24 protein-coding genes are annotated in these 21,579 nt (G+C 50.2%); 4 read left to right on the top strand and 20 right to left on the bottom strand.

Features of this window, described 5'->3' with window-relative positions:
- Positions 1 to 47: 47 nt before the first annotated feature.
- The gene (locus BFW38_RS12740; protein WP_069000459.1) at positions 48 to 356 is read left to right on the top strand and encodes a BolA family protein; all 309 of its coding nucleotides are present in this window, start codon (positions 48 to 50) and stop codon (positions 354 to 356) included.
- A 42-nt stretch (positions 357 to 398) separates the two neighbouring features.
- On the opposite strand, the gene BFW38_RS12735 is transcribed toward BFW38_RS12740, so the two are convergent.
- Positions 399 to 635: a SlyX family protein gene (locus tag BFW38_RS12735; RefSeq protein ID WP_068999250.1), complete on the bottom strand. Its 237-nt coding sequence runs from the start codon at positions 633 to 635 to the stop codon at positions 399 to 401.
- Between the two features lie 276 nt (positions 636 to 911).
- Here BFW38_RS12735 and BFW38_RS18360 point away from each other — a divergent pair, with 276 nt between their 5' ends.
- The gene (locus BFW38_RS18360) at positions 912 to 1,454 is read left to right on the top strand and encodes a cold-shock protein (protein ID WP_068999249.1); all 543 of its coding nucleotides are present in this window, start codon (positions 912 to 914) and stop codon (positions 1,452 to 1,454) included.
- A 184-nt stretch (positions 1,455 to 1,638) separates the two neighbouring features.
- Here BFW38_RS18360 and BFW38_RS12725 read toward each other — a convergent pair whose 3' ends face one another.
- Genes BFW38_RS12725 through dapE form a run of 3 tightly spaced genes read right to left on the bottom strand, consistent with a single transcriptional unit; the run spans position 1,639 to position 3,465 of the window.
- Positions 1,639 to 2,052: a hypothetical protein gene (locus BFW38_RS12725; RefSeq protein WP_068999248.1), complete on the bottom strand. Its 414-nt coding sequence runs from the start codon at positions 2,050 to 2,052 to the stop codon at positions 1,639 to 1,641.
- The gene (locus BFW38_RS12720) at positions 2,049 to 2,312 is read right to left on the bottom strand and encodes a hypothetical protein (protein WP_068999247.1); all 264 of its coding nucleotides are present in this window, start codon (positions 2,310 to 2,312) and stop codon (positions 2,049 to 2,051) included. Before BFW38_RS12720 ends, BFW38_RS12725 begins: the two co-directional genes overlap by 4 nt.
- Position 2,313: 1 nt before the next feature.
- Positions 2,314 to 3,465 (bottom strand): succinyl-diaminopimelate desuccinylase, encoded by a 1,152-nt coding sequence (gene dapE, locus BFW38_RS12715; protein WP_068999246.1) that lies wholly within the window; start codon positions 3,463 to 3,465, stop codon positions 2,314 to 2,316.
- A gap of 157 nt (positions 3,466 to 3,622) precedes the next feature.
- Here dapE and BFW38_RS12710 point away from each other — a divergent pair, with 157 nt between their 5' ends.
- Positions 3,623 to 4,273, top strand: coding sequence for a hypothetical protein (locus BFW38_RS12710; RefSeq protein ID WP_139116623.1), 651 nt, complete (start codon positions 3,623 to 3,625; stop codon positions 4,271 to 4,273).
- 1,405 nt (positions 4,274 to 5,678) lie between these two features.
- Here BFW38_RS12710 and rpoS read toward each other — a convergent pair.
- From rpoS to BFW38_RS12640, 14 genes are all read right to left on the bottom strand, one after another.
- Positions 5,679 to 6,674, bottom strand: coding sequence for an RNA polymerase sigma factor RpoS (gene rpoS, locus BFW38_RS12705; RefSeq protein WP_068999244.1), 996 nt, complete (start codon positions 6,672 to 6,674; stop codon positions 5,679 to 5,681).
- Between the two features lie 299 nt (positions 6,675 to 6,973).
- Positions 6,974 to 7,879: a DUF368 domain-containing protein gene (locus tag BFW38_RS12700; RefSeq protein ID WP_084004636.1), complete on the bottom strand. Its 906-nt coding sequence runs from the start codon at positions 7,877 to 7,879 to the stop codon at positions 6,974 to 6,976.
- A gap of 123 nt (positions 7,880 to 8,002) precedes the next feature.
- Positions 8,003 to 8,680 carry a protein-L-isoaspartate(D-aspartate) O-methyltransferase gene (locus BFW38_RS12695; RefSeq protein ID WP_068999243.1) on the bottom strand — a complete coding sequence of 226 codons (678 nt, stop codon included), beginning with the start codon at positions 8,678 to 8,680 and terminating at the stop codon, positions 8,003 to 8,005.
- Positions 8,659 to 9,414: a 5'/3'-nucleotidase SurE gene (gene surE / locus BFW38_RS12690; RefSeq protein ID WP_068999242.1), complete on the bottom strand. Its 756-nt coding sequence runs from the start codon at positions 9,412 to 9,414 to the stop codon at positions 8,659 to 8,661. Before surE ends, BFW38_RS12695 begins: the two co-directional genes overlap by 22 nt.
- 31 nt (positions 9,415 to 9,445) lie before the next feature.
- The gene (gene truD, locus BFW38_RS12685) at positions 9,446 to 10,552 is read right to left on the bottom strand and encodes a tRNA pseudouridine(13) synthase TruD (protein WP_084004635.1); all 1,107 of its coding nucleotides are present in this window, start codon (positions 10,550 to 10,552) and stop codon (positions 9,446 to 9,448) included.
- A complete protein-coding gene (gene ispF / locus BFW38_RS12680; protein WP_068999241.1) occupies positions 10,552 to 11,058 on the bottom strand; it encodes a 2-C-methyl-D-erythritol 2,4-cyclodiphosphate synthase in 507 nt (168 codons plus the stop codon). Before ispF ends, truD begins: the two co-directional genes overlap by 1 nt.
- Before the next feature lie 16 nt (positions 11,059 to 11,074).
- Positions 11,075 to 11,854, bottom strand: coding sequence for a 2-C-methyl-D-erythritol 4-phosphate cytidylyltransferase (ispD, locus tag BFW38_RS12675; protein ID WP_068999239.1), 780 nt, complete (start codon positions 11,852 to 11,854; stop codon positions 11,075 to 11,077).
- The gene (ftsB, locus tag BFW38_RS12670) at positions 11,844 to 12,155 is read right to left on the bottom strand and encodes a cell division protein FtsB (RefSeq protein ID WP_068999237.1); all 312 of its coding nucleotides are present in this window, start codon (positions 12,153 to 12,155) and stop codon (positions 11,844 to 11,846) included. The genes ispD and ftsB overlap by 11 nt, the downstream gene beginning before the upstream one ends.
- A gap of 198 nt (positions 12,156 to 12,353) precedes the next feature.
- A complete protein-coding gene (gene eno / locus BFW38_RS12665; protein WP_068999234.1) occupies positions 12,354 to 13,646 on the bottom strand; it encodes a phosphopyruvate hydratase in 1,293 nt (430 codons plus the stop codon).
- Between the two features lie 280 nt (positions 13,647 to 13,926).
- Positions 13,927 to 14,778 (bottom strand): 3-deoxy-8-phosphooctulonate synthase, encoded by an 852-nt coding sequence (gene kdsA, locus BFW38_RS12660; protein WP_068999232.1) that lies wholly within the window; start codon positions 14,776 to 14,778, stop codon positions 13,927 to 13,929.
- A 41-nt stretch (positions 14,779 to 14,819) separates the two neighbouring features.
- Positions 14,820 to 16,448, bottom strand: a complete 1,629-nt coding sequence (locus BFW38_RS12655; RefSeq protein ID WP_068999230.1) for a CTP synthase — start codon at positions 16,446 to 16,448, stop codon at positions 14,820 to 14,822.
- 329 nt (positions 16,449 to 16,777) lie between these two features.
- On the bottom strand, positions 16,778 to 17,092 hold the full coding sequence (locus tag BFW38_RS12650) for a S24/S26 family peptidase (protein ID WP_068999228.1): 315 nt from the start codon (positions 17,090 to 17,092) through the stop codon (positions 16,778 to 16,780).
- Positions 17,093 to 17,124: 32 nt separating this feature from the next.
- Positions 17,125 to 17,625: a superoxide dismutase, Ni gene (gene sodN / locus BFW38_RS12645; RefSeq protein WP_068999227.1), complete on the bottom strand. Its 501-nt coding sequence runs from the start codon at positions 17,623 to 17,625 to the stop codon at positions 17,125 to 17,127.
- A 122-nt stretch (positions 17,626 to 17,747) separates the two neighbouring features.
- Positions 17,748 to 18,188 carry a hypothetical protein gene (locus BFW38_RS12640; protein WP_068999225.1) on the bottom strand — a complete coding sequence of 147 codons (441 nt, stop codon included), beginning with the start codon at positions 18,186 to 18,188 and terminating at the stop codon, positions 17,748 to 17,750.
- A 357-nt stretch (positions 18,189 to 18,545) separates the two neighbouring features.
- Here BFW38_RS12640 and BFW38_RS12635 point away from each other — a divergent pair, with 357 nt between their 5' ends.
- On the top strand, positions 18,546 to 19,205 hold the full coding sequence (locus BFW38_RS12635) for a DUF2959 domain-containing protein (RefSeq protein ID WP_245686149.1): 660 nt from the start codon (positions 18,546 to 18,548) through the stop codon (positions 19,203 to 19,205).
- A gap of 27 nt (positions 19,206 to 19,232) precedes the next feature.
- Here the strand turns inward: BFW38_RS12635 and tilS are convergent, their stop codons facing one another.
- A complete protein-coding gene (gene tilS, locus BFW38_RS12630; RefSeq protein WP_068999223.1) occupies positions 19,233 to 20,498 on the bottom strand; it encodes a tRNA lysidine(34) synthetase TilS in 1,266 nt (421 codons plus the stop codon).
- A gap of 19 nt (positions 20,499 to 20,517) precedes the next feature.
- Positions 20,518 to 21,474 carry an acetyl-CoA carboxylase carboxyl transferase subunit alpha gene (gene accA / locus BFW38_RS12625; protein ID WP_068999221.1) on the bottom strand — a complete coding sequence of 319 codons (957 nt, stop codon included), beginning with the start codon at positions 21,472 to 21,474 and terminating at the stop codon, positions 20,518 to 20,520.
- Between the last annotated feature and the right edge of the window lie 105 nt (positions 21,475 to 21,579).

The following is a 21,579-nucleotide window of genomic DNA, read 5'->3' as shown; positions in this document are numbered from 1 at the left end:
CTTTGGTCAGGAGTGATCAGGGGATATGGTTTTTAGAGGACATGACGATGCAAGTTGAAAATGCGATTCGTGATAAGTTGACGGCTGCATTGGCGCCGGAACTGTTGTGGTTGGAAAATGAAAGTGACCGCCACAGTGGCCCGCCAGGGCGAGAGAGTCATTTTAAAGTTACGCTTGTCTCTGCTGCTTTTTCCGGCTTGAGTCCGGTGAAGCGGCATCAGCGGGTTTATACGATCTTGGCACAAGAGAAAGCCGGTCCCGTACATGCATTAGCTATGCACTTATATACCCCTGATGAGTGGCAAAAGCGGGGAGAGGCGCGCCCCGACTCGCCGAATTGTCGGGGCGGCAGTTGATCCTCATGAAGTCACATGCAGATTTTAATGGTGAACTGAACATTAATAATGTGGTGGGCGTTCATCGTCTAGACTAGGGGTTCTGTCATCATCGGGTGCTCGGACTTCATTAAAACGCTGGTAGAGATGCTGCAGGCCTTCTTGTAGTGTTTGTAGCCTCTGCCCCTGCCGAATAATTTCGTCGTTGAGGCGGTCGAGCAACTCATCTTGGAAAGCCTGTCGGCTTTCCAGCTCATCAAGTCGCTCATCCAAGCGGAGATTTTTCTGACTAGAATCCATGAGCTGTCCTATATTTTCTGTGAAATCAGTGTTTAGCTGTACAACCGCTTGCTGCTGTGACTCGGCATGGGGCAAGCAATGTCTGTCTATTGTCGATATAATGCCAGACTTGCTATCCCTGCCGAAGGGAAAGTAGTGGTTAGTGTGTCGCAGTATCCTGGTGTTTAGCAAAGCACTGGTGAGTACAAAAACGTAGAAACCTGACTTGTGGTGCAGCGGCCTTCATTGACAATGAGGCTAAATGTTGCCCGCTTCGTATTATTTTAGAGATATCTTATGCGGAATAATTCATTATTAAGAACTGTTTTTATTAGTCTGTGTCTGGCGCTACCTGCTCCGATTTTATTGGTACTTCTCTTAGAGCATGGTGGTCGTCGGTTATTGCCTGAAGGGGTTGATACTTGGTTTGCACATGATGCTGCCGGGTTGGCTTATACCAAAACAGCGTTGTTGTTCTTCGTTCTATTGTGGTTGGCCAGTTTGGCCAATGACTATTTGCGCCGTCCCCACTCAGATCGAGCAGCTCAAGATCACCAGGGCCAACCTGCACGTGGCCGTAATCCACAACAGCAACACTCTATTCATGTGGCTGATCGGGATGACCTTGATGATGCGCGTGAGGAAGGGATTGTGAAGTGGTTTAATGTGAACAAAGGATTTGGCTTCATTATCCGCGATACGGGAGGGGAGGTGTTTGTCCACTTCCGAGCGATTCGAGGTACAGGGCATCGTACTTTACGTGAAGGACAACGCGTTCGCTTTAGTGCGGTTGAGGGAGAAAAAGGGTTACAAGCAGAAGATGTGTCCATTGTGGCATGACTTGGTTTGTGCATGACATAAACTTTGTCATCGGATTGCGCTGTGGTGAGTTGTAGTCACTCGCCAAGTCTTCAAGCGCCAAGAATGCCGCCTTTGGGCGGCATTCTTGTATCGGTATTATGCTATTTGTTGTGCTACTGGCTGAGATGATGTCGGTTGTTTGCCTTCAAGCTTTTTATGACCTTCAAGTATTGTGCTCAGGCCATTGAATCTGTTGGATCTCACCCTGGGGTGTGACTTCTAGCCAAGCGTCTGGATCATCGCCTGGTTGCCAGGGTCCAGGCGAGCAACGTACGGCCTGATTCAGCATTTTTGCTGCTGCTTGTGCGGCGTCCTGATCCGTCGCCCAGGGGGTTTGATCGCTATTGAACCATAGGCTTGACCATGACCCAACAGCGTTTGGAACCCATTGCACCCGGAAATTTTGACCTTGGTGGGATACTGGCCAGCGAGCACCTTTCCGGTGGATCTGGGGCTCACTGACTTCTTCCAGGTGGGCCTTCAGGAAAGGCGTTAACAGTGTGGCATCGCTGAATTTGAGATAAATCTCAATATCTGGATAACGCTCTGTGGCTTCGGTCGTGTTTGCTTGGCTCATGGTTTCTCCCGCCACCAGTCGAAAAGTCGACCCAGTGATAATAATAAGTAATGGTATAGTGCGATTACGCCGCCAATACCCATCAGCATGAGCATGCCTAATTGTTGCCACATCATCTCATGGTGGTTTTCAATCACAGGCGGTGCAGACAACCACATGAGTCCTCCTGTGAAGAAGAGGGTCATCCCCAGAACAAACCGTTTAAGCTGACGCTTTGGCTGTTTGGCCTGGCGACGAATCCAGTGCTCGAATTTGTTCATTTCATGATGCGAGCAGTTGTTCAAGCAATTGCTGGTAAATATCAGTCAAGGTGTCGAGGTCAGCCGCGGCGATTCTTTCATCGACTTTATGGATGGTGGCATTGACCGGCCCCAGTTCAATGACTTGAGCGCCTGTTGGTGCAATAAATCGACCATCTGACGTGCCACCTGCGGTTGATAACACTGTGTCGATGCCTGTGACATGCTCAATCGCGTGAATTGCGGCATCGACTAAAGGGCCTGCCTCTGTGAGAAAAGGCTCGCCAAACAACGTCCAGTCCAGCTCATAGTCGAGCTGATGGCGCTGCAACATGTCTTCAACCCGTGCTTTGAGGATTTCTGCGGTGACTTCAGTGGAAAATCGGAAGTTAAATACAACGGTTAAGTGCCCAGGGATCACATTGGTGGCCCCTGTTCCGCCACTGATATTCGAAATTTGGAAGCTTGTGGGCGGAAAATAGTCGTTTCCTTGATCCCACTCGGTATGGGCAAGCTCATCCAAGGCGGCAGCAGCCTGATGGATGGGGTTACGTGCCAAGTGGGGATAGGCAACATGCCCTTGGATCCCTTTCACCGTGAGTGTGGCGCCTAATGAACCGCGGCGGCCATTTTTGATGACATCACCGACTTGTGCAGTGCTCGATGGTTCTCCCACCAGGCACCAATCGATTGACTCTTGGCGTTCCTGTAAATGTTGAATCACGGCCTTAGTGCCGTTGACGGCGGGACCTTCTTCATCGCTGGTGAGCAAAAAGGCCAAGCTGCCTGGGTGGTCAGGGTGTGCTGTGACAAATCGTTCAATGGCGACGACCATTGCGGCAAGGCTGCCTTTCATATCGGCAGCGCCGCGTCCGCACAACATGCCTTCTGAATCAATGAGTGGCTCAAATGGCGGGTAAGACCAATGATCTTCAGGCCCTGTAGGTACAACATCTGTATGACCTGCAAAACAGAATAAGGGACCCTGTTGCCCTCGCCGAGCCCAGAGATTATCGACTTCACCAATACGCAGCGGCTCTAAAGTAAAACCCAGCTGAGCCAATCGTTGACTGATGAGTGTTAGGCAGCCAGCATCTTCCGGAGTGACTGATGGGCGGCTGATGAGGTCAAAGGCCAAGGCCAGTGTGGGCGAAAGATTTTGGTGAAATGTCATAGTGTCCTGATTCGCATTACAAAAGGGCCGAGGGGTGCGTGATGCACTGATTGGAGCTCTATTGTAACGGATCGGATATTCACTGTGATGTGCATCAAGAAAAATAAGCGGTATACCCCGATCTTTGGATTGCGATTGAGTGTATAGAGAGGATCTTATGAAAACGTGGATGCATTGCCTAAGGTTGGCGGTTATTGGAATGTGTGTCGTCACCACTGGTGTGTGGGCGACTGAGCAAGATGATCAACAGCAAAGTGCTTTCGGATTACGTTTTTCTTTACCCGAGGGGTGGATGGCGTTGACGTCTACACAATTAAACTCATTACGCGAGTCGACATCGGCGGATACCCCTTTGGCCATTCCGGACGCTTTGCTAAGCCGGCTGATGGAGGCTGTTAATTCAGGGCAGATGGCCGTCTATTTTAATACGCCTACCAATGGCACTGGGTTTGCCGATAACATTGCCATTTATCCAACATCAGATGCAGTACCAGAAACGCGTGACGCGATTAGACGGGTGTGCCGACAATTACCTGAGTTGCTCTCCCAACAGATGAAACGAAACATTCAGCTGAATCAATGTCGATCGATTGATGTTGCAGGACATGCGGGGCTGCAATTGGCTTATATCGGTGGCGCTAAGCGCACCCAGGTGATTCAAGTGATGGCTCAGCGTGATGAGGAGACAAGCTTGCTGGTGACAATGACGTATCATCAAGATAGCGACCGGAATTCTAAGCGTGGTTTACAGCAGTTGTTAACTTCTGCTGAGTGGGTGGCTGAGCCAACCTCACCCCAGAGCCCATAGGCGCTACTGGTATCAGTCGTCTATAAACGACATCAATATAAAAAAAGATGGGCGGCCTAAGCCGCCCTTCAGTCCCTTGGGGTATCCTTACACCTGAACCAATCCCTTGATTCCTCCTTGATCAAGACCCTGCATCCTGCAAGCCGATATACATCCTGTATCCTTGGCTATGGGCCTGTTTTCGCATCCTGCGAGTTCGGCGTCATCCTTTATCGCCGGTGGTTTTCTCCTTAACCACGAGTACAAGATTAAGCCTAAATAGATTGGTTGGCTACAAGGGGGAGACGACACAAAGTTGAGTAAACACTTGTGGTGTATTCTGATTGATTCCGCATTGTTTAGTAAAACAATGAGTTATGGTTGTGTGATGATTTATTTGAGGCGATCAATGGCGTTGAATTAAGAAGAATGGAGACAAGCGTTGTAATATTTTTCCTACATGGTGAATAGGGATAAGGTCGTTCTTCTACTCATTATCGATTTGTCTGAATCTGGGGGAAAATGATTGAGGCTTATTGTGATTTTTTGGATTGTGTGAATATCCTATTTTTGATTGCTTTTGAAATATTTGTTTCATGAAGTGGTGCTAATAAAACAATCTGGTTTGTTTTTTATATGGCCTGTTCTTGATGGTTTGTGAAACGTTTTTTTCATGAAGTCGCCCGCATAAAACAAACAGCTCTGATTGTTTTATGCGGGCTATTTATTCGGCTTTGACTTACATGTCATTTGTCGTTTGAGTTTATTGTACTGTGAGAGATTGCCTAATTGATGATAGCTCATATGCTCTAGTATGAAATGAACATAAACTCGAGGTAAGCGGCTGCTTTGTGAGCGTGAGCTTTGTATTGGAGATATTAGGTCGGAAGGTTAAAATCAACATTGAAAAATTGAGATAAAAAAATGGGCGGCATAGCCGCCCCTCATCCCTAAATGGTATTCCAGCACCTGGATCGCTCCCTCGACCTATCCTATTAGATTCAGTGTCCCTTACTAACATCCTGTTAGTCTGAATCCGCATCCCCAGAGCATCCTGCTAAGCCGTCGATCCTGTGACTGGCATGTTCTCCTGAACACAACTTAATAGTAGGTGGATCCTATGAATCATGCCAGCCCCCTAAGATCATGATAACTAGGGCGGACTTTTATTAAATCATTTAAAATCAGTGTCTTATGAATTTTAATTGATTTGGATCATGGTGAAATGCACCGCTTTGGCACAATCCGGATACAGAACTTGTGCGCATATGCGTACAAGACTGTTGGTGAATATGAAGAGATTGGTATGATGCTGGGGTCGTACACCATGGCCTTTCAATCAGATTCAGTATTGATCCCTATCCGTACGCTATAAAAAAAGCCCCGTAGGCTGACCTAACGGGGCTCTATGACGATCTGTCGGTGTTTAGGGATTAAAAATGAAATCTATTGATAAACCCTCGCGCTCAAGTAGCTTGCGTAAACGTCGCAATGCTTCCATTTGGATTTGACGGACACGCTCTCGGGTTAAACCTATCTCTTCTCCCACTTGCTCCAGTGTCGCAGGCTCGTGGCCACGTAAGCCAAAACGGCGAATGACGACTTCACACTGCTTCTCGGTCAGAATATTGAGCCAACCATCGATATTCTGACAAATATCGGTTTCTTGAAGGTGTGATAACGGGTCTAGGCTATTTTCATCGGCCAAGGTTTCAAGCAACGGTTTATCACTACCGATCCCGGCAGGATGGTCGACAGAGCTTGCTCTTTCGTTCAAACCGAGCAATTTTTTGACGGTATCGACAGGCTTGTCTAAATGTCGTGCGATATCTTCAGGTGTTGGCTCGTGATCCAGCTGCTGGGAAAGTGTCCGCGCTGCACGTAAGCAGGTATTAAGCTCTTTGACGACGTGAATGGGTAATCGAACAGTACGCGTTTGATTCATTAATGCTCGCTCGATGGTCTGTCTGATCCACCAAGTGGCATACGTTGAAAAGCGAAAGCCTCGTTCAGGATCGAATTTCTCGACGGCTCTGATCAGTCCCAGGTTGCCTTCTTCAATCAGGTCCAGCAGCGTGAGGCCTCTATTGACATAGCGCCGGGAAATTTTAACCACAAGCCTTAGGTTGCTCTCAATCATCCGTCGCTGCCCTAACGGGTCGCCTTTCCGGGCCAGACGTCCATAGTGCACTTCCTCTTCGGGCGTCAGCAGCGGTGAAAAGCCGATCTCATTTAAATAGATCTGAGTGGCATCTAGACTGCGATGATTCGTCATGCCTTCTTTTTCTAAGGCTTGCTCAAAAGCATCGTCTGGGCTGTCATCGTTCAAGCCATCGTCGTGAGCTGCATCATCGTTGATATGTTCCAGTTCTGCATTTCGTGCGGTGATGTCATCGTCGAGGTTTCTTTCCAATACAGTCATGGCGGTGCTCCCTGTCGGGCCACGGTAGAAAATTACCGTTAAAAAGTCAGTGTTTTTATTATTATTTCGACATGATAAGCGGCCAGGGCAAGGCTCATTATTTAATAAACCACTGGTCGCCGTTCGTACTAACGTCTGCAAAAAACTTGCCAGTATAGTGTTGAGTCTTATTGTGAATGCGAATGTTTCACTTCAGTTCTCACAATAGAGCCTCATAAATACTTAGTAACATGGTGTGGCCAAAAGGTAAATATGTGTCGAAAAAGATTGAATATAGTTGGCTATGCAATCACGCTTATTTAATCTTTTCTTATGGTGATATAGACCAATATAAAGCCTAGAGTCATCAATAAGATGACAGAGAAGTAAGCGGGTGATTGACCACTTATATCGTTAAATTGCCAGGGTAAAATGGGGGTCTGGTCGAGTATTGTCCATTGGTCGGAGATATTAATTCGATAACGTTCAACCCATTGCCATGGCCAGACTTGAGGGAGTGCACCAATGACAAAGCCCAATAAAGTTGCAAAGGTTGCACCATGATAGTGAGTGAAAAGCCAATTGAGTAAACGGGAGAAAGCGAGGAGCCCGAGTCCACAGCCTATTGCAAAAAAGAGAATAGGAGGAAGGTCAAACGACTTAACTGCATTTAATACAGGACCATATAGCCCCATCGTCAGTAATAAAAAGCTGCCAGAGATACCGGGGAGAATCATGGCGCAAATCGCGATAGTACCCGCGACTAAAAAGAGGCTGTCGGAAGAGCTTCCAAGTTGTGGCAGCAGCTCGGGTAAGCTGCGTGCGATCAATGCCCCGATTAGAATGGCGATCAGCCGGTTACCCCCCCAATGATCAACCTGCCGACCTAGCAATAATGCAGAGCTGGCGACGAGTCCAAAGAAGAAGCCATTAAGTTGCAGAGGGTAGGCTTCCAATAACCAGCTCACAAGGTGAGCTAAAGTGATAACGCTGGTGATCACTCCTGCAAGCAAGGTGGCCAGGAAACTACCATCAATATAGCGCCAGGCTGATTTTATCCCCTGTTGACGCCAATGCTTCAGTGCTGGCCAGCCGAGTTGATGCAAGCTATAAATGAGCCGCTCATAAACACCTGTGATGAAGGCGATAGTTCCGCCAGAAATACCTGGAACAGTATCGGCCGCTCCCATCAAGATTCCGCGTACATAAATGGACCAGAGTTTCACTATAGGCTCCTGTTGAGAGGGTGACGTGACCTGAGTGCAGGCTCTAGGGGTCTTCAGGTCGTATTAGGGGTTACGCCAAAGCGTCAAGGCTTCAAGCTTTCGGGTGCAGCAAGTCAGATCATGTTAGTTCGATTGTCCCGGCTTTAAGGGTACAAAATGGACTGGATCGAGCTCTTGATGCTCAAACCCTTGCTCAAGCCGAGACACTTGCCAGAGACTTTGCTTTTGGTCATCTCCCACAGGAATAAGAAGCTGGCCGCCAATGGCCAATTGTTCCAACAGGGCCTGAGGAATGCGGGGAGCGGCGGCGGTCACAAGAATGGCATCGAAGGGGGCTTTGTCGGGCCAGCCCCACTGGCCATCGGTATGGCGCAAATGAACATTGTGTAGGCCTAAACGACGTAAGCGTTCACGTGCTCGCTTTTGTAACTGAGCCAGGCGCTCAATACTCCACACTTGTGGAACCAAGCAAGCCAATACTGCACATTGAAACCCCGAGCCTGTGCCTATTTCCAGTACTCGCTGAGGTGTATTGCTCATGAGTCGTTCACTCATACGCGCCACCGTCAGCGGATGTGAAAGTGTCTGTCCAAGCCCAATTGGGAGCGCCGTATCTTCATAGGCACGATGCGCCAGAGCCTCATCAACGAACAAGTGTCTCGGTAAAGTACGCATGACTTCTAGCACCTGAGGATGCCGAACACCGGATTTCTCCAGGCGGTCGACCATGCGATTGCGAGTTCTTTGTGAGGTAAAGCCAATACCCAGTAGTTCTGGGGTTAATTCAACAGGTCCAGCCATGCACTCACTTGCTCCAGACTGTCATGTCGCGTCATATCAATGTGTAAAGGCGTGATTGAAACAAAGCCCTGGGCGATGGCATCAAAGTCTGTGCCTGGGCCCGCTTCTGCTATTTTGCCAACACCTGCAATCCAGTATCTCGTCTGGCCACGAGGATCCTTGACGGTTACCGGGGCTGATGCCTGTCCTCTATGGCCCAAACGCGTGACCTTAAACCCTTGAATTTGGGCATAGGGTCGATTGGGGACGTTCACATTTAATAATGTACGTGGGGGCAGTGCCAGCTCTCCCGAAAGACGATCATATTGGCTAACCAGCCGATAGGCGACTTGAGCTGCGGTCTCATAATGTTCGTGACCTGCCAGAGAGATCGCTAAAGCGGGCTTACCGAGAAACCGTCCTTCCATGGCTGCGGCGACAGTGCCTGAGTAAAGTACATCGTCGCCCAAGTTAGCCCCGGCATTGATACCGGAGACCACCATGTCAGGCTCGAAATTAAACAAGCCGCCAAGGGCCAAGTGGACACAGTCTGTTGGCGTCCCATCAATTGACCAAAAGCCATGGTGGGTTTGCTGAGGTTTTAAAGGGCGTTCCAAAGAGAGTGAGTTACTCGCGCCACTGCGATTACGATCAGGGGCGACAACACAGCACTCTCCGAGCGACTGGAGGCTGCTCGCCAATGCGGCTAATCCCGGCGCATTCACACCATCATCGTTGGAGAGCAAAAGCTTCATGCTGTTATCTCCTGCTATTTTAATAGCGGTTTTATTCTATTGGGCGTGATTCAATGGAGTTGACTAACTCTCGAATCAGCGTGGTCGCAAAAGCGCCCGTGGGTAATGTAAAGGTTAAGTTCACTTCTTGTTGATCAAGCGTCAAACTGCCTGCTTCTGGGCACAAGCGCAAGGCCCTGCGCTCGTGCTGAGCGCCCGCTTTTGCGAGAGCTTCGACCCAGGCCTGCCAGGGCAGTAGACAGGCGGTTTCCAGCCCCTCGGCCTGATCACTGACTTCGCTTCGACCTTTGCCGGGTAATGGCCCTGTTGGGTGAAGGTCAAGTCGGTTAATACGTTCCTCTAACGCTTCGAGCTCTGTCGATGATAGTGCGCTAGAGGTCGGGAAACGGCTACGCGTTCCTGCCAGCTGGAGATTGTCGCCAACTAACAGTTGATTCCAGTTGTTTTGCTTCACGCGTTCGGCCAACACTTCGTTGAATAGCCAACTCCGTGCTGCCGATAACCATAGCCCTTGTTGGTGGCGTTGTTTTTTATTCATTGGTGCGCCTTGAGCCAGCCAACGAGCGGCTAATACCAGATTGCGACCTTGTTGACCAAAGCGCTGTGGGCCGAAATAATTGGGGGCGCCTTGCTGACATAGTTGATGCCAGCGTTGGGTCAATTGTTGGCCCAGCGTATCATTTAAGGGGGATGTGAGTTGTAAACGCAGTCGAAACTTATTCGCTCGGTGTACGCCTCGCTTCAATTTTTTACTGTGGCGTTGGCATCGAAGCACTTGAAATCCATCGCCCTTAAACGCCTGATTACTCTCTTCCACGGCTGACCAGCATTGGCCTGGGAGATGGAGTGAGAACCACTGGCGAGTGATTGCATGACGATCCTTCAGGCCGCTGTAAGCTACATGCTTGGGAGCTATCCCCGCCGCTAATGCCAATTGTCGAGCCACGTAATCCGTATTCTGACCTTCTTTTTCGACCCAAACGAACAAGTGTTCTCCACTGCCTTCAGGCTCGAACCCCAGTACCTCTTCAACTTCGAAGTCTTCAGGAGCCTGGCGAATGAGGGCATCACACAGTGGTTTACCCCAAGCGTAAGGTTGCTCGGCAGTAGTCAAATTGTCGGGTAAAGGAAGTGACATCACTTTTTGGACTCTTGAGGCATTGGCACCGAATGACTCGCTTCTAGAAGTGCAACGGCATGTGCCGCAATGCCTTCCTTTCGACCGGTGAATCCGAGTTGTTCGGTTGTCGTGGCTTTAATGTTGATCTGTGATGGGGCAATAGCTAAATCCTGACTGATATACCCCACCATCTGGTCAATATAGGGCGCCATTTTGGGGGCTTGTGCCACGATCGTCATATCGACATTCGCCACTTGCCATTGTCGTTCGGCCAGTTGTTGTACGACGCGTCTTAACAGATCGCGGCTATCCGCACCGGAAAAAGCAGGGTCGGTATCAGGGAAATGACGGCCAATATCGCCTAGCCCCGCAGCACCTAATAAAGCATCACAGAGTGCATGTAATAAGACATCACCATCAGAATGGGCTTCAAGGCCGTAACAGTACGGAATGGCGACACCACCTATCATGACGTGGTCACCTGGACCAAATTTGTGTACATCAAAACCATGGCCTATCCGCATCATGGGTTCCTTAACATCATGAGTCTATGGGGCTTGGCGCTGATGCTTGCTGCGCTTTCAGCGCTTGCTGTGATCTGGCGGCCAGTATGTATTCGGCCAGTGTCAGGTCTTCTGGATGAGTAATCTTCAGATTGAACCGAGACCCCGTCACTAAGCGGGGGGTTAATCCGAGGGCTTCAATCGCCGAAGCTTCATCGGTAATGGTTTGATGCGATGCCTCGGCTTGATTTAGAGCCTGCTTTAATAGCCCATAGCGAAACATTTGCGGGGTCAGTGCATGCCATAGCCCATCGCGGGAGACTGTTTCAGTGACCTGTTGGTCTCCTTGAGCCCGCTTCATGGTATCGGCAACCGGTGCAGCCAGTAGCCCACCGACTGGATGCTGCGCAAGCGTGGCAATCAAATGGTGAATATCACCAACACTGACGCAGGGGCGAGCAATATCGTGGACGAGTACCCAGTCGTTATCCTGAGCGCGGCCTGTGAGAGTCTCCAACGCGTTGCGGACTGAATGGGCTCTTTCTTGTCCGCCAGGCAAGGTTTCCAGCCAGTGAGCAGTGGCACAATCTAAGGTTGGCCACCATTGGTCTTGGTGATGCAGTGGAACCAGTATTTGGCTATCGGGCAAGGCTTGGTGCAGAAGGCTCAGTGTATAATCCGCAACATAGCCTTGGCCCAGTGGTAAATATTGTTTGGGCCGGTCTGCTTGCATGCGACTGCCAATACCGGCGGCCGGGACAATCACCCACAGCCGGTGATTCGGCTTTTGGGTATGCAACTGGCCATCAGCTGTCATCTTGAGGTCTCGCTTGCTCAATCGATGATTTAGGGACTAGCCAAAAAAAGGTTTCATCGCGACCAATCATCCCCAGTTCTTCCCTGGCACGTTCTTCTATTTCGCCCAGGCCTTGCCGAAGATCTCTGACTTCTGCTTGAAGTCGTTGATTGCGGCTCTGGAGCTTCGCATTTTTGGATTCCAGTTGGGCAATTTGCTGATTAACCTCTGCTTGCTCGAGCAAACCATTTTCGCCCCACCAAAGGCGATACTGCAGTAATATCAGCAACAGAATACCGACAGTCCAGAGCAAACGTGACATGCCCACTCCCATAGGGGGTTAATTGAAATTGGAGCCTTAATAGATATGGCCCCGGTACAGCTCTTTATTATGCCATGCCTAATCTACGTCGTAGAGGTTTAATCTGGCATGTAAAAGGGCTGCCGAGGCAGCCCTTTTCAATTTATGGCATCTATTGCTGTGATCGACCCAATGCTTCAACAAAGGGTGGATGGGGAATTATTGGCCTTTGATGGCTTTGCGGCCCGGATAAGGGGCTTGTGTTCCCAGCTGCGCTTCAATCACCAGGAGGCGATTATATTTAGCGACGCGGTCAGAGCGGCAAAGTGATCCTGTTTTAATCTGGCCTGCAGCCGTCCCTACTGCCAAGTCAGCGATGGTCGCATCCTCGGTTTCTCCTGAGCGATGGGAGATGACCGCCGTATAACCGGCTGCTTTTGCCATGCGGATCGCTTCGAGGGTTTCGGTCAGGGAGCCAATTTGATTGAATTTGATCAAAATGGAGTTGCCGATGCCTTTCTCGATGCCTTCTTTGAGAATCTGAGTATTGGTCACAAAGAGGTCATCGCCGACTAACTGGATGCGCTGGCCTAGCTTTTCAGTTTGATACTGCCAGCCCGCCCAATCGGATTCATCCTGACCATCTTCAATTGATACAATGGGGTATTGGTCGCATAGTTTGGCTAAGTAATCACTGAAGCCATGAGCATCGAAGCTTTTGCCTTCGCCTGATAAATGATACTGGCCATCGCGATAAAACTCTGACGAGGCGCAGTCCAGTGCCAGGGTAACGTCTTCACCGAGTTTATAACCGGCATCGGCAACGGCTTGTTTGATCACGGCTAAGGCATCGGCGTTAGAGGTTAGGTTCGGTGCAAAGCCGCCCTCATCACCTACCGCAGTATTCAAGCCTTTGCTTTTGAGCACTTTTTTCAACGCATGGAAAATTTCTGCACCTGTGCGCAGGGCTTCAGCAAAATTAGGCGCAGCCACCGGCTGGACCATGAATTCTTGAATATCCACATTGTTATCAGCATGCTCGCCGCCGTTGAGGATATTCATCATCGGGACTGGCATGCTGTACTGGCCTGCGGTGCCATTGATGTCCGCAATATGGGCATAGAGCTCAACGCCTTTTGCTGCTGCAGCCGCTTTGGCGGCAGCCAGAGATACTGCCAAAATGGCATTGGCACCCAGATTGGCTTTGTTTTCTGTTCCGTCAAGCGCCAGCATGCGTTGATCTAGCGCTTGCTGATCCAGAGCATTCATACCGGTCAAGGCTTCGCGAATGGGGCCATTGACATTCGCAACGGCGTTGAGCACCCCTTTACCCAAGTAGCGGCTTTGATCCCCATCCCGCAGCTCAAGGGCTTCACGTGAGCCCGTTGATGCGCCGGATGGTGCACAAGCAGTGCCTTTAAAACCGCCTTCCAGTGTGACCTCGACCATAACGGTCGGGTTACCCCGAGAGTCTAGAACTTCAAGGCCCGTGATGTGGGTAATATTAGCCATTGGGGTGCGTCTCCTGTGGAATCAGTGACTGTGGCGTCGGCTACTGTGGCATCAGTGGCTATAATCATCACCGGCATGATGATGACGCACAGCGATTAGACATGAAGCATTGATCGTTACACCATGAGACTGCTTGACAGTCTTAATGGCAAGACAGTTTCATGGCAAGTAAAAGGCGAGGTGAAGTTTACACTGCTAGGCGAAAGCTGGCGAGTCGGGCCTGTCTCGGGAATCCCGATGACTGGCCCGGTCAGTGATAGGTATTGAGTCAATGATTAAGTCATTCAATGATCAAGTCAGGCATCGATTTAACCAAATCATCAATGGCCTTCATCTGGCGTAGGAATGGCTCTAATTGGGATAAGGGGAGGGCTGAAGGACCGTCACAGCGGGCTTGGTCAGGGGTTGGATGAGCTTCCAGGAAGAGGCCGGCGAGCCCCAAGCTCATCCCCGCACGACCCAATTCAGCCACTTGTTGACGGCGCCCCCCCGAAGCGGCTCCGCTGGGGTCGCGGGTTTGCAACGCATGAGTGACGTCGAAGATTAATGGGCGCTGGCCGGAGGCTTGTTTCATGACACCGAAACCTAGCATATCGACCACTAGGTTGTCATAGCCGAAGCAGCTGCCGCGCTCACATAGCATGATCTGGTCATTCCCACATTCGGCGAATTTTTCAGCCAGGTGTGTGGTCTGTGACGGCGACATGAATTGAGGCTTTTTGATGTTGATGGGCTTTCCTGTTGCTGCCATGGCTTTGACCAAGTCGGTCTGGCGGGCCAGGAATGCAGGCAACTGCAAAATATCGAGCACCTCAGCAGCGATTTCAGCCTGATGAGGTTCATGGATATCACTGATGATGGGGACATCAAAGTTATCTCGAATTTCGGATAGCAGTTTGAGTCCCTCATCAAGCCCCGGGCCACGATAAGAATGAATGCTGGAGCGATTGGCCTTATCAAAGCTGGCCTTGAAGACATAGGGAATGCCCAGTCGCTGCGTGACTTCGACGAAATGCTCGGCGGTTTTAAAAGCCAAGTCTCGTGATTCCAGCACATTTAACCCCCCTAATAAGACAAAAGGGCGGTCATTGGCGAGTTGCAGATCACCAACTTGTAACATGGGCAAGCTCATGCTCTCTCCTTACGTGGCTCTGGGCTGATATCGTGAGCGGATCAGCGGGCAGCTCGGTGGGCCAGTGCGGCATTCACAAAGCCGGTGAATAGCGGATGTCCATCACGCGGTGTTGATGTGAATTCCGGGTGGAACTGGCAAGCCACATACCAGGGATGATCAGGCAGCTCGACCATTTCGACTAAGCTATCATCCGCACTTTTACCGGAGATCACCAAGCCTGCTTTTTCCAGCGCCTCAACAAACTGATTGTTGACTTCATAGCGGTGGCGATGGCGTTCCAGAATGACAGCTTCGCCATAAGCTTCACGTGCATGCGTGCCGGCTTTTAAGTGGCACTCTTGCCCACCTAGACGCATCGTACCGCCGAGATCTGAGTTCTCGTCGCGTGTTTCGATGCGGCCTTCAGGGTTGAGCCATTCAGTGATCAGGCCGACAACCGGATGTTGAGTGTCCATTGTGAACTCTGTCGAGTGAGCATCAGTCCACTGAGCAACGTGACGAGCGAATTCAATGACGGCCACCTGCATACCCAAACAGATTCCCAGGTAAGGGATCTTGTTTTCGCGGGCATATTGGGCGGCTAGAATTTTACCTTCGACGCCGCGTTCACCAAAGCCGCCAGGCACCAGAATGGCATCTTTCTCTGCCAATCGATCAGTGCCATGACGCTCAATATCTTCAGAATCAATATATTCGATTTCAACTTTGGTCCGGGTTTTGATTCCCGCATGGCCCATGGCTTCAATCAGCGACTTGTAGGCATCCAATAACTCCATGTACTTACCGACCATGGCAATGCGTACGGTTTTCAATGGATTGAGTTTGGCATCGACAACGCTGACCCACTCGGATAGATCCGCTTCCCCACACTGGAGGTTAAGCTTACGCGCGACGATGGTATCCAGGCCCTGCTCGTGAAGCATGCTGGGAATGCGATAAATGGTATCGGCATCCGGCAGTGAGATGACTGCTTTTTCATCGACATTGGTAAACAGCGCAATTTTACGGCGTTCGCCGGCTTCAATATTCACTTCTGAACGGCAGATCAGAATATCGGGCTGGATCCCAATGGAGCGTAATTCTTTAACGCTGTGCTGGGTCGGTTTGGTCTTGGTTTCGCCCGCTGTTTTGATGTAAGGCACCAGCGTTAAGTGCATGAAGAGGGCATGATCGGCACCGACTTCAACACGTAACTGGCGAATCGCTTCTAGGAACGGCAGTGATTCAATATCGCCGACAGTACCACCGATTTCGACCAGGGCCACATCATAACCTTCACCGCCAGCGATAACGCGGCGTTTGATTTCATCTGTGATATGGGGGATGACCTGAACCGTGCCGCCTAGATAGTCGCCACGACGCTCTTTGCGCAATACATGCTCATAAACCCGACCTGTCGTGAAGTTGTTACGTTGAGTCATACGAGTACGAATGAAGCGCTCGTAATGGCCTAGGTCGAGGTCAGTCTCGGCGCCATCTTCGGTGACAAAAACCTCACCATGTTGGAAAGGACTCATGGTGCCTGGATCAACGTTAATGTAGGGATCCAGCTTCAAAATGGTGACCTTGAGTCCCCGCGCTTCCAGAATTGCCGCCAGTGAAGCGGAGGCGATGCCTTTACCCAAGGAAGAAACAACACCACCAGTCACGAAGATGTAACGCGTCATGAAGAAACCATCCGGCATATGTGGATTGATAACAAATAGCTCTAATCAGAGCTTGGTCAGCCCTGATTATGATATTCGGGAGGTACAGCTATTTTTAAAGTACTTCTTTTAAAGTTAATTAAAGTTAAAGCACTTATGCATAAGGCACCGCATGCAAAGCTGCTGCACGAGTACCACTTTAGACGGGGCATCAGTATAGCAAAGCTCATCACGTAACTAAAACATCTAAACCACTTTTATCGCGATTATCTTCTGGGCTGTGAACGTCATACATGGGCGTTACAAATGAGAGTCCTGCTTCTCAATCGATCGACCGAGCGGTCTAGGCGTTATTCTGGTCGCATTCCGGGGCGTCTTATATGCGCGATGACTCGTCCCTTGATTTGTGTGATGGCGGCAGGCCCCATCTCTTCGGTGGATGTGCTTTGTGCTGAGTTATCGCCCGCGAGTAACACTTGGCCGTATTGGTCAAGTGCTATGAGGCGTTTGACAATGGGGCCGAGACTCGGGTGATCAACGACGACGACCTGACCCACCTTAAAGCGACTGCGTCGGCGCCGAAAAGTCACGATATAGTCACCAGCATAGAAGTGTGGGCGCATGCTCTCGCCGGTGACTTTAAATAACCCGAATGAGAAGGGCATAGTGAATCTACGTTGGTCAAGGCGAATGGCGGTTAATCCAGCTTGGGGTAGACAACGGTTTGCTCTGGAGGGTAAGGGCAGGGAGCTTTAAAGGTACCGGTACCTTTGGTCGCCCAGAACGCCTCGGCAAAATCATTGATCAATGATAAGAGTTTAAGCCCTTTGTCACGCTCAATGCCTTGCTTGCAGGCTGAACCTGTCAGCATGATCTCATGGACTAACTGACTGGCCTCAGGGTGTTGCTCCAATTGAGGTTGCTTGAAGTAATCGCCCCAGATGATGCGGATTTCATGTTTGGCTTTTTCCGCATGGACTTCTTTCTCTTGCACCAGTCGCATGAGCTGGGCTTGGTCTGACAAGGTTAAGGCATCTTTTTCACCCAGTTCGTTGATGAGGTCCATAAAACGAATGACGCTCAACGCCGCTAATTGTGCCGCGATGGGGTCATAGATTTTGCAGGGGATATCGCAGTGAGCTGAGACGGCGTCAACACCAAAGAGTTTGTCATAAGTCCGTATCAATAGATGTAACATGTAAGGCTCCTTGTCAATTCAGTTGTTTTCTTTCCCTATCGCGCCTTATCGCGCCTTCGTTCTGAAATTTATGGGTTCTGTGAATTATTCAATCCGTGCGTAAAATGCACATGAGACCGAGATCAGTGTGCAACCGCGAGGGCATCTAAGTTGTTGTCTTGATGCATCAGCGCATGAATTAATGGACGTGCTTGGCGAAATATCTGGTGCTCTCTGGGGAGTGCGTTCATTAATTCACTGCCCAGACGACGATAAATGGTCTTGAGTCGTTGTTGATCTTCCATCGACACCCAGTCTGCATAAGAGGCTTGACTGAGGTTGCGATAGAGCTGCCAGTAAATATCAATGGCGGGCTGATACTGTGCTTGGTTGAGGTAAATCTGAGCGCGATTCTGGTAACTAATTACCAGTGCCGCGATTGTGGCATCCCAGTCTGCACGTGGGTTTCTCAACTGGCGTTCGGCTTCCAGACGTGCTTTTTGATAGTGACGTTCAGCTTGCGCAAAATCTTGCTGATCAAATGCTTTATTGCCCGCCAGAATGGCTCGCTTCCATTGGAACATCACCGTCTCCAGTGAGCTTCGTATTAGTGCGAATGATAATTCTTATTGTTTGTGTTGTCTAGATGCCATACTCGGTTATTGAGCTTTGTTGTTGAGCGCTACTGTTGAGCGCTATTGTTGGGAAATCCCGTGATGGGTCATAACAGTGCACACGCTTAGAGGCATGAGAGTGACGTCGAATGATACTGGAGGCTGAGTTGTGACTTGGGTGTGCGATGGCTTTACGGTACATTGCTGCGTTTTAAGCGTCATGAACGCCGATTATCTTGGCGTGCTGCTATGTTGAATTGATATCAATGAAAGCCTTTGAAATAGGAGAGCCCAGTGGGATGTTTGACGAAGCGGTATCACGAGCAGGTGAGTGTATCTAGTGTATGGCGCTTGGGCGTCTTGTTCAGCCTGTTATGGTTGGCAGGCTGTAGCAGTATGTACTATGCCACCATGGAAAAGCTGGGGATCGAAAAGCGCGATATTATGGTGGATCGTGTTGAGGACGCTCGTGATGCTCAGCATGAAGCTCAAGACACATTTCGTTCCTCATTGGAGCGTTTTCAACAAGTAGTCGATGTGCCGGATACCCCACTGAAAGCTAAATATGAGCAGGTCCGTGAGGCTTATGAGCAGAGTGAGGCCGCCGCTGACGAAGTGCATGAGCGGATTGATGCGGTTCAGGATGTCGCCGAAGCACTCTTCGATGAGTGGCAGGATGAACTGAGTCGCTATGACAGTGCAAGTTTACGCCGATCCAGTGAACGTCAGTTAAAGAATACTGAGCACCACTATCAGCAATTAATGAAGAGTATGCGACAAGCTGAAGATCGAATGACGCCGGTCCTGTCTGCTTTTGAGGATCAAATGTTGTTTCTTAAGCACAACCTGAATGCGCAGGCGATCGGCGCGCTTGAAGGTGAGCTAGGGCATATTCGTCAAGATGTCGATCAACTGATCCGGCAGATGGAAGTGTCGATTAAAGATTCAGAAGCGTTTATTCAGCAATTCCGTTCTACCGCACAATAATACCCTGATGAGCCGTGACAGAGAGTGTTACGGCTCATTCAGAGGGCTACCAACGGCGATGAGCTGATCTTGCGACCAAATCAGTGGACGCCGCTGGCGCTCCCAAGGCGGAACGCCTTTTTCCTGATACCACTGTTTTAATTCCACATGACCGCGATGGGGGATCCAAATGTGTTCACCCCCTTGTCGTTTAGTGGCTCGATAGTTGCCAGGTAAGAGAGCCGTCTCTTGAGAAGACTCGACCGTCAGACGTTCTGCGGTGAAAGCGCCTACGGGGGTGTGCAATGGAGGGTGTCCATCCCAATCCTGTGTCCAGCCTTCAGGTAAGGGAGCGAAGTGGTGCCAAGGGGCGATCCAGAGTTGGTCTCGATATCGACGCATGGCGTAATGGCCCCACTGTACTTCAGGCATCGCATCCGGGCGTGCTGCTAGGAGTTGAGACACCGCCTCCCAACGCTTGTAAGGCAAGATAGGGGCTTTTTGTCGCTGTAAATAGTAATGCAACAGATGGCGCCAGCGGGCAGGGGAATAACGCTTAAGCTGCGGGATCGACAAGCAATGAGGTCTTAATAAGCAGTGTTGGAGATCTTCTTCCAGCCATTCATGCATCACTGAGCGACTATCGGCTAACCAATGGGCAGATTGTGCAAGACGCTGCTGGCTTTTTGGGAAGCGAGATTCCAAGCGAGGCAAGATCTGGTGACGAATAAAGTTGCGATCATGCGCTAGTGACTGGTTACTTTCGTCCTCGATCCAGCTCAACGATTGTTGTTCAAGCCAATGCTGTAAGCTTGCTTTGGTTTGATTGAGTAAAGGGCGCACTAACCAACCATGACCAAGGCGCCGTTTTTCAGGGATTCCAGAAAGGCCTTCTAGCCCTGCACTTCGCATCAAACGCAATATCAATGTTTCCGCTTGATCTTGTTGATGATGGCCCATTAATAAAACATGACCGGATTGATTCAAGTGGCGCTCAAAAAAAGCGTAGCGGGCATGGCGGGCTCTGGCTTCTAGATTCTGTCGAGCATCGAACTCAAGATATTCGACGTCGAGTGGGAGCTGCAGTCTCATCGCGTGCTGTTGGCAATGCTGAACCCAGTCATCGGCTTGATCAGAGAGACCATGATGGACATGCAATGCGGTGATGGGGAGTGAGTGAGACTGTGCAAATTCGGCGGTCAGCTGGAGTAATGCAAGAGAATCCAGGCCGCCGCTGTAAGCGACAAAAAGATGAGTCGGGGCATCTGGCAGGGCATCCAGCGCCCGACGAATCAGGTCGGGCGTCGGGGTCATGCTTTTTCTCCGTGCTCTATTAGCTCTCGAGTGAGCTGTATTTCATGAGTCGCTCATAGCGGCGATCCACTAAGGCATCACTGTCGAGGTCATCTAGGCGGGCCAGTGCATTTTTCAATGCGGCCTTGAGGCTTTCAGCCATGCTTTCTGGATTGCGGTGTGCCCCGCCCATGGGTTCTGGGACCAGAGTGTCGACAAAGCCGAGCTCTTGTAGTCGTTCAGCGGTCAGGCCCATGGCGTCTGCGGCATCTGAAGCACGATCAGCGCTTTTCCAGAGGATGGAGGCACAGCCTTCCGGTGAGATCACCGAATAAGTGCTGTATTGCAACATCATCAATTCATCGCATACTCCGATCGCCAAGGCGCCGCCAGACCCGCCTTCACCGATAACTGTGGCGATAATCGGTGTTTTGAACTGGGACATCTGGGCCAAATTAAAGGCAATGGCTTCAGATTGGCCACGCTCTTCGGCATCAATACCCGGGTAAGCGCCAGGCGTATCAATAAAGGTCAAAATCGGCATTTTGAAGCGTTCGGCCATTTGCATCAGGCGTAGTGCTTTGCGATAGCCCTCAGGGCGTGGCATGCCAAAATTACGGCGAACTTTCTCTTTGACTTCCCGACCTTTCTGATGACCGATGATCATGACGCTTTGGCCATCTAAGCGGGCGATTCCCCCAACAATAGCGGCATCATCGGCAAAATGACGATCACCGTGAAGCTCATCAAAGTCATCGAAGGCTAACTTGATGTAGTCCAGGGTATAAGGCCGTTGGGGGTGACGGGAAATTTGTGAGACTTGCCACGCACTCAGGTTGGTGAAGATCTGCTCGGTGAGCTTGAGATTCTTCTCCTGTAGGCGCTGAATTTCCTCATTGATGTTGATGTCATTGTCGTTGCCGACCAGCCGCAATTCTTCAATTTTGGCTTCCAATTCGGCAATAGGTTGCTCGAAGTCGAGATAGTTAAGATTCATGGGCGTTGTCTGCTTGTGGGCGCGCGGCCCAGGTTCTTTGAGATCATGAGGCCTACCGTGTGAACTAATCGAGTTCTTGCGGCAAGCTTAATCCTGGTGTCGTCA

Origin of the sequence: Terasakiispira papahanaumokuakeensis, assembly GCF_001709345.1 — a bacterium.
GTDB classification, from domain to species: domain Bacteria; phylum Pseudomonadota; class Gammaproteobacteria; order Pseudomonadales; family Halomonadaceae; genus Terasakiispira; species Terasakiispira papahanaumokuakeensis.
This window is presented reverse-complemented; position numbering and strand designations above follow the sequence as displayed.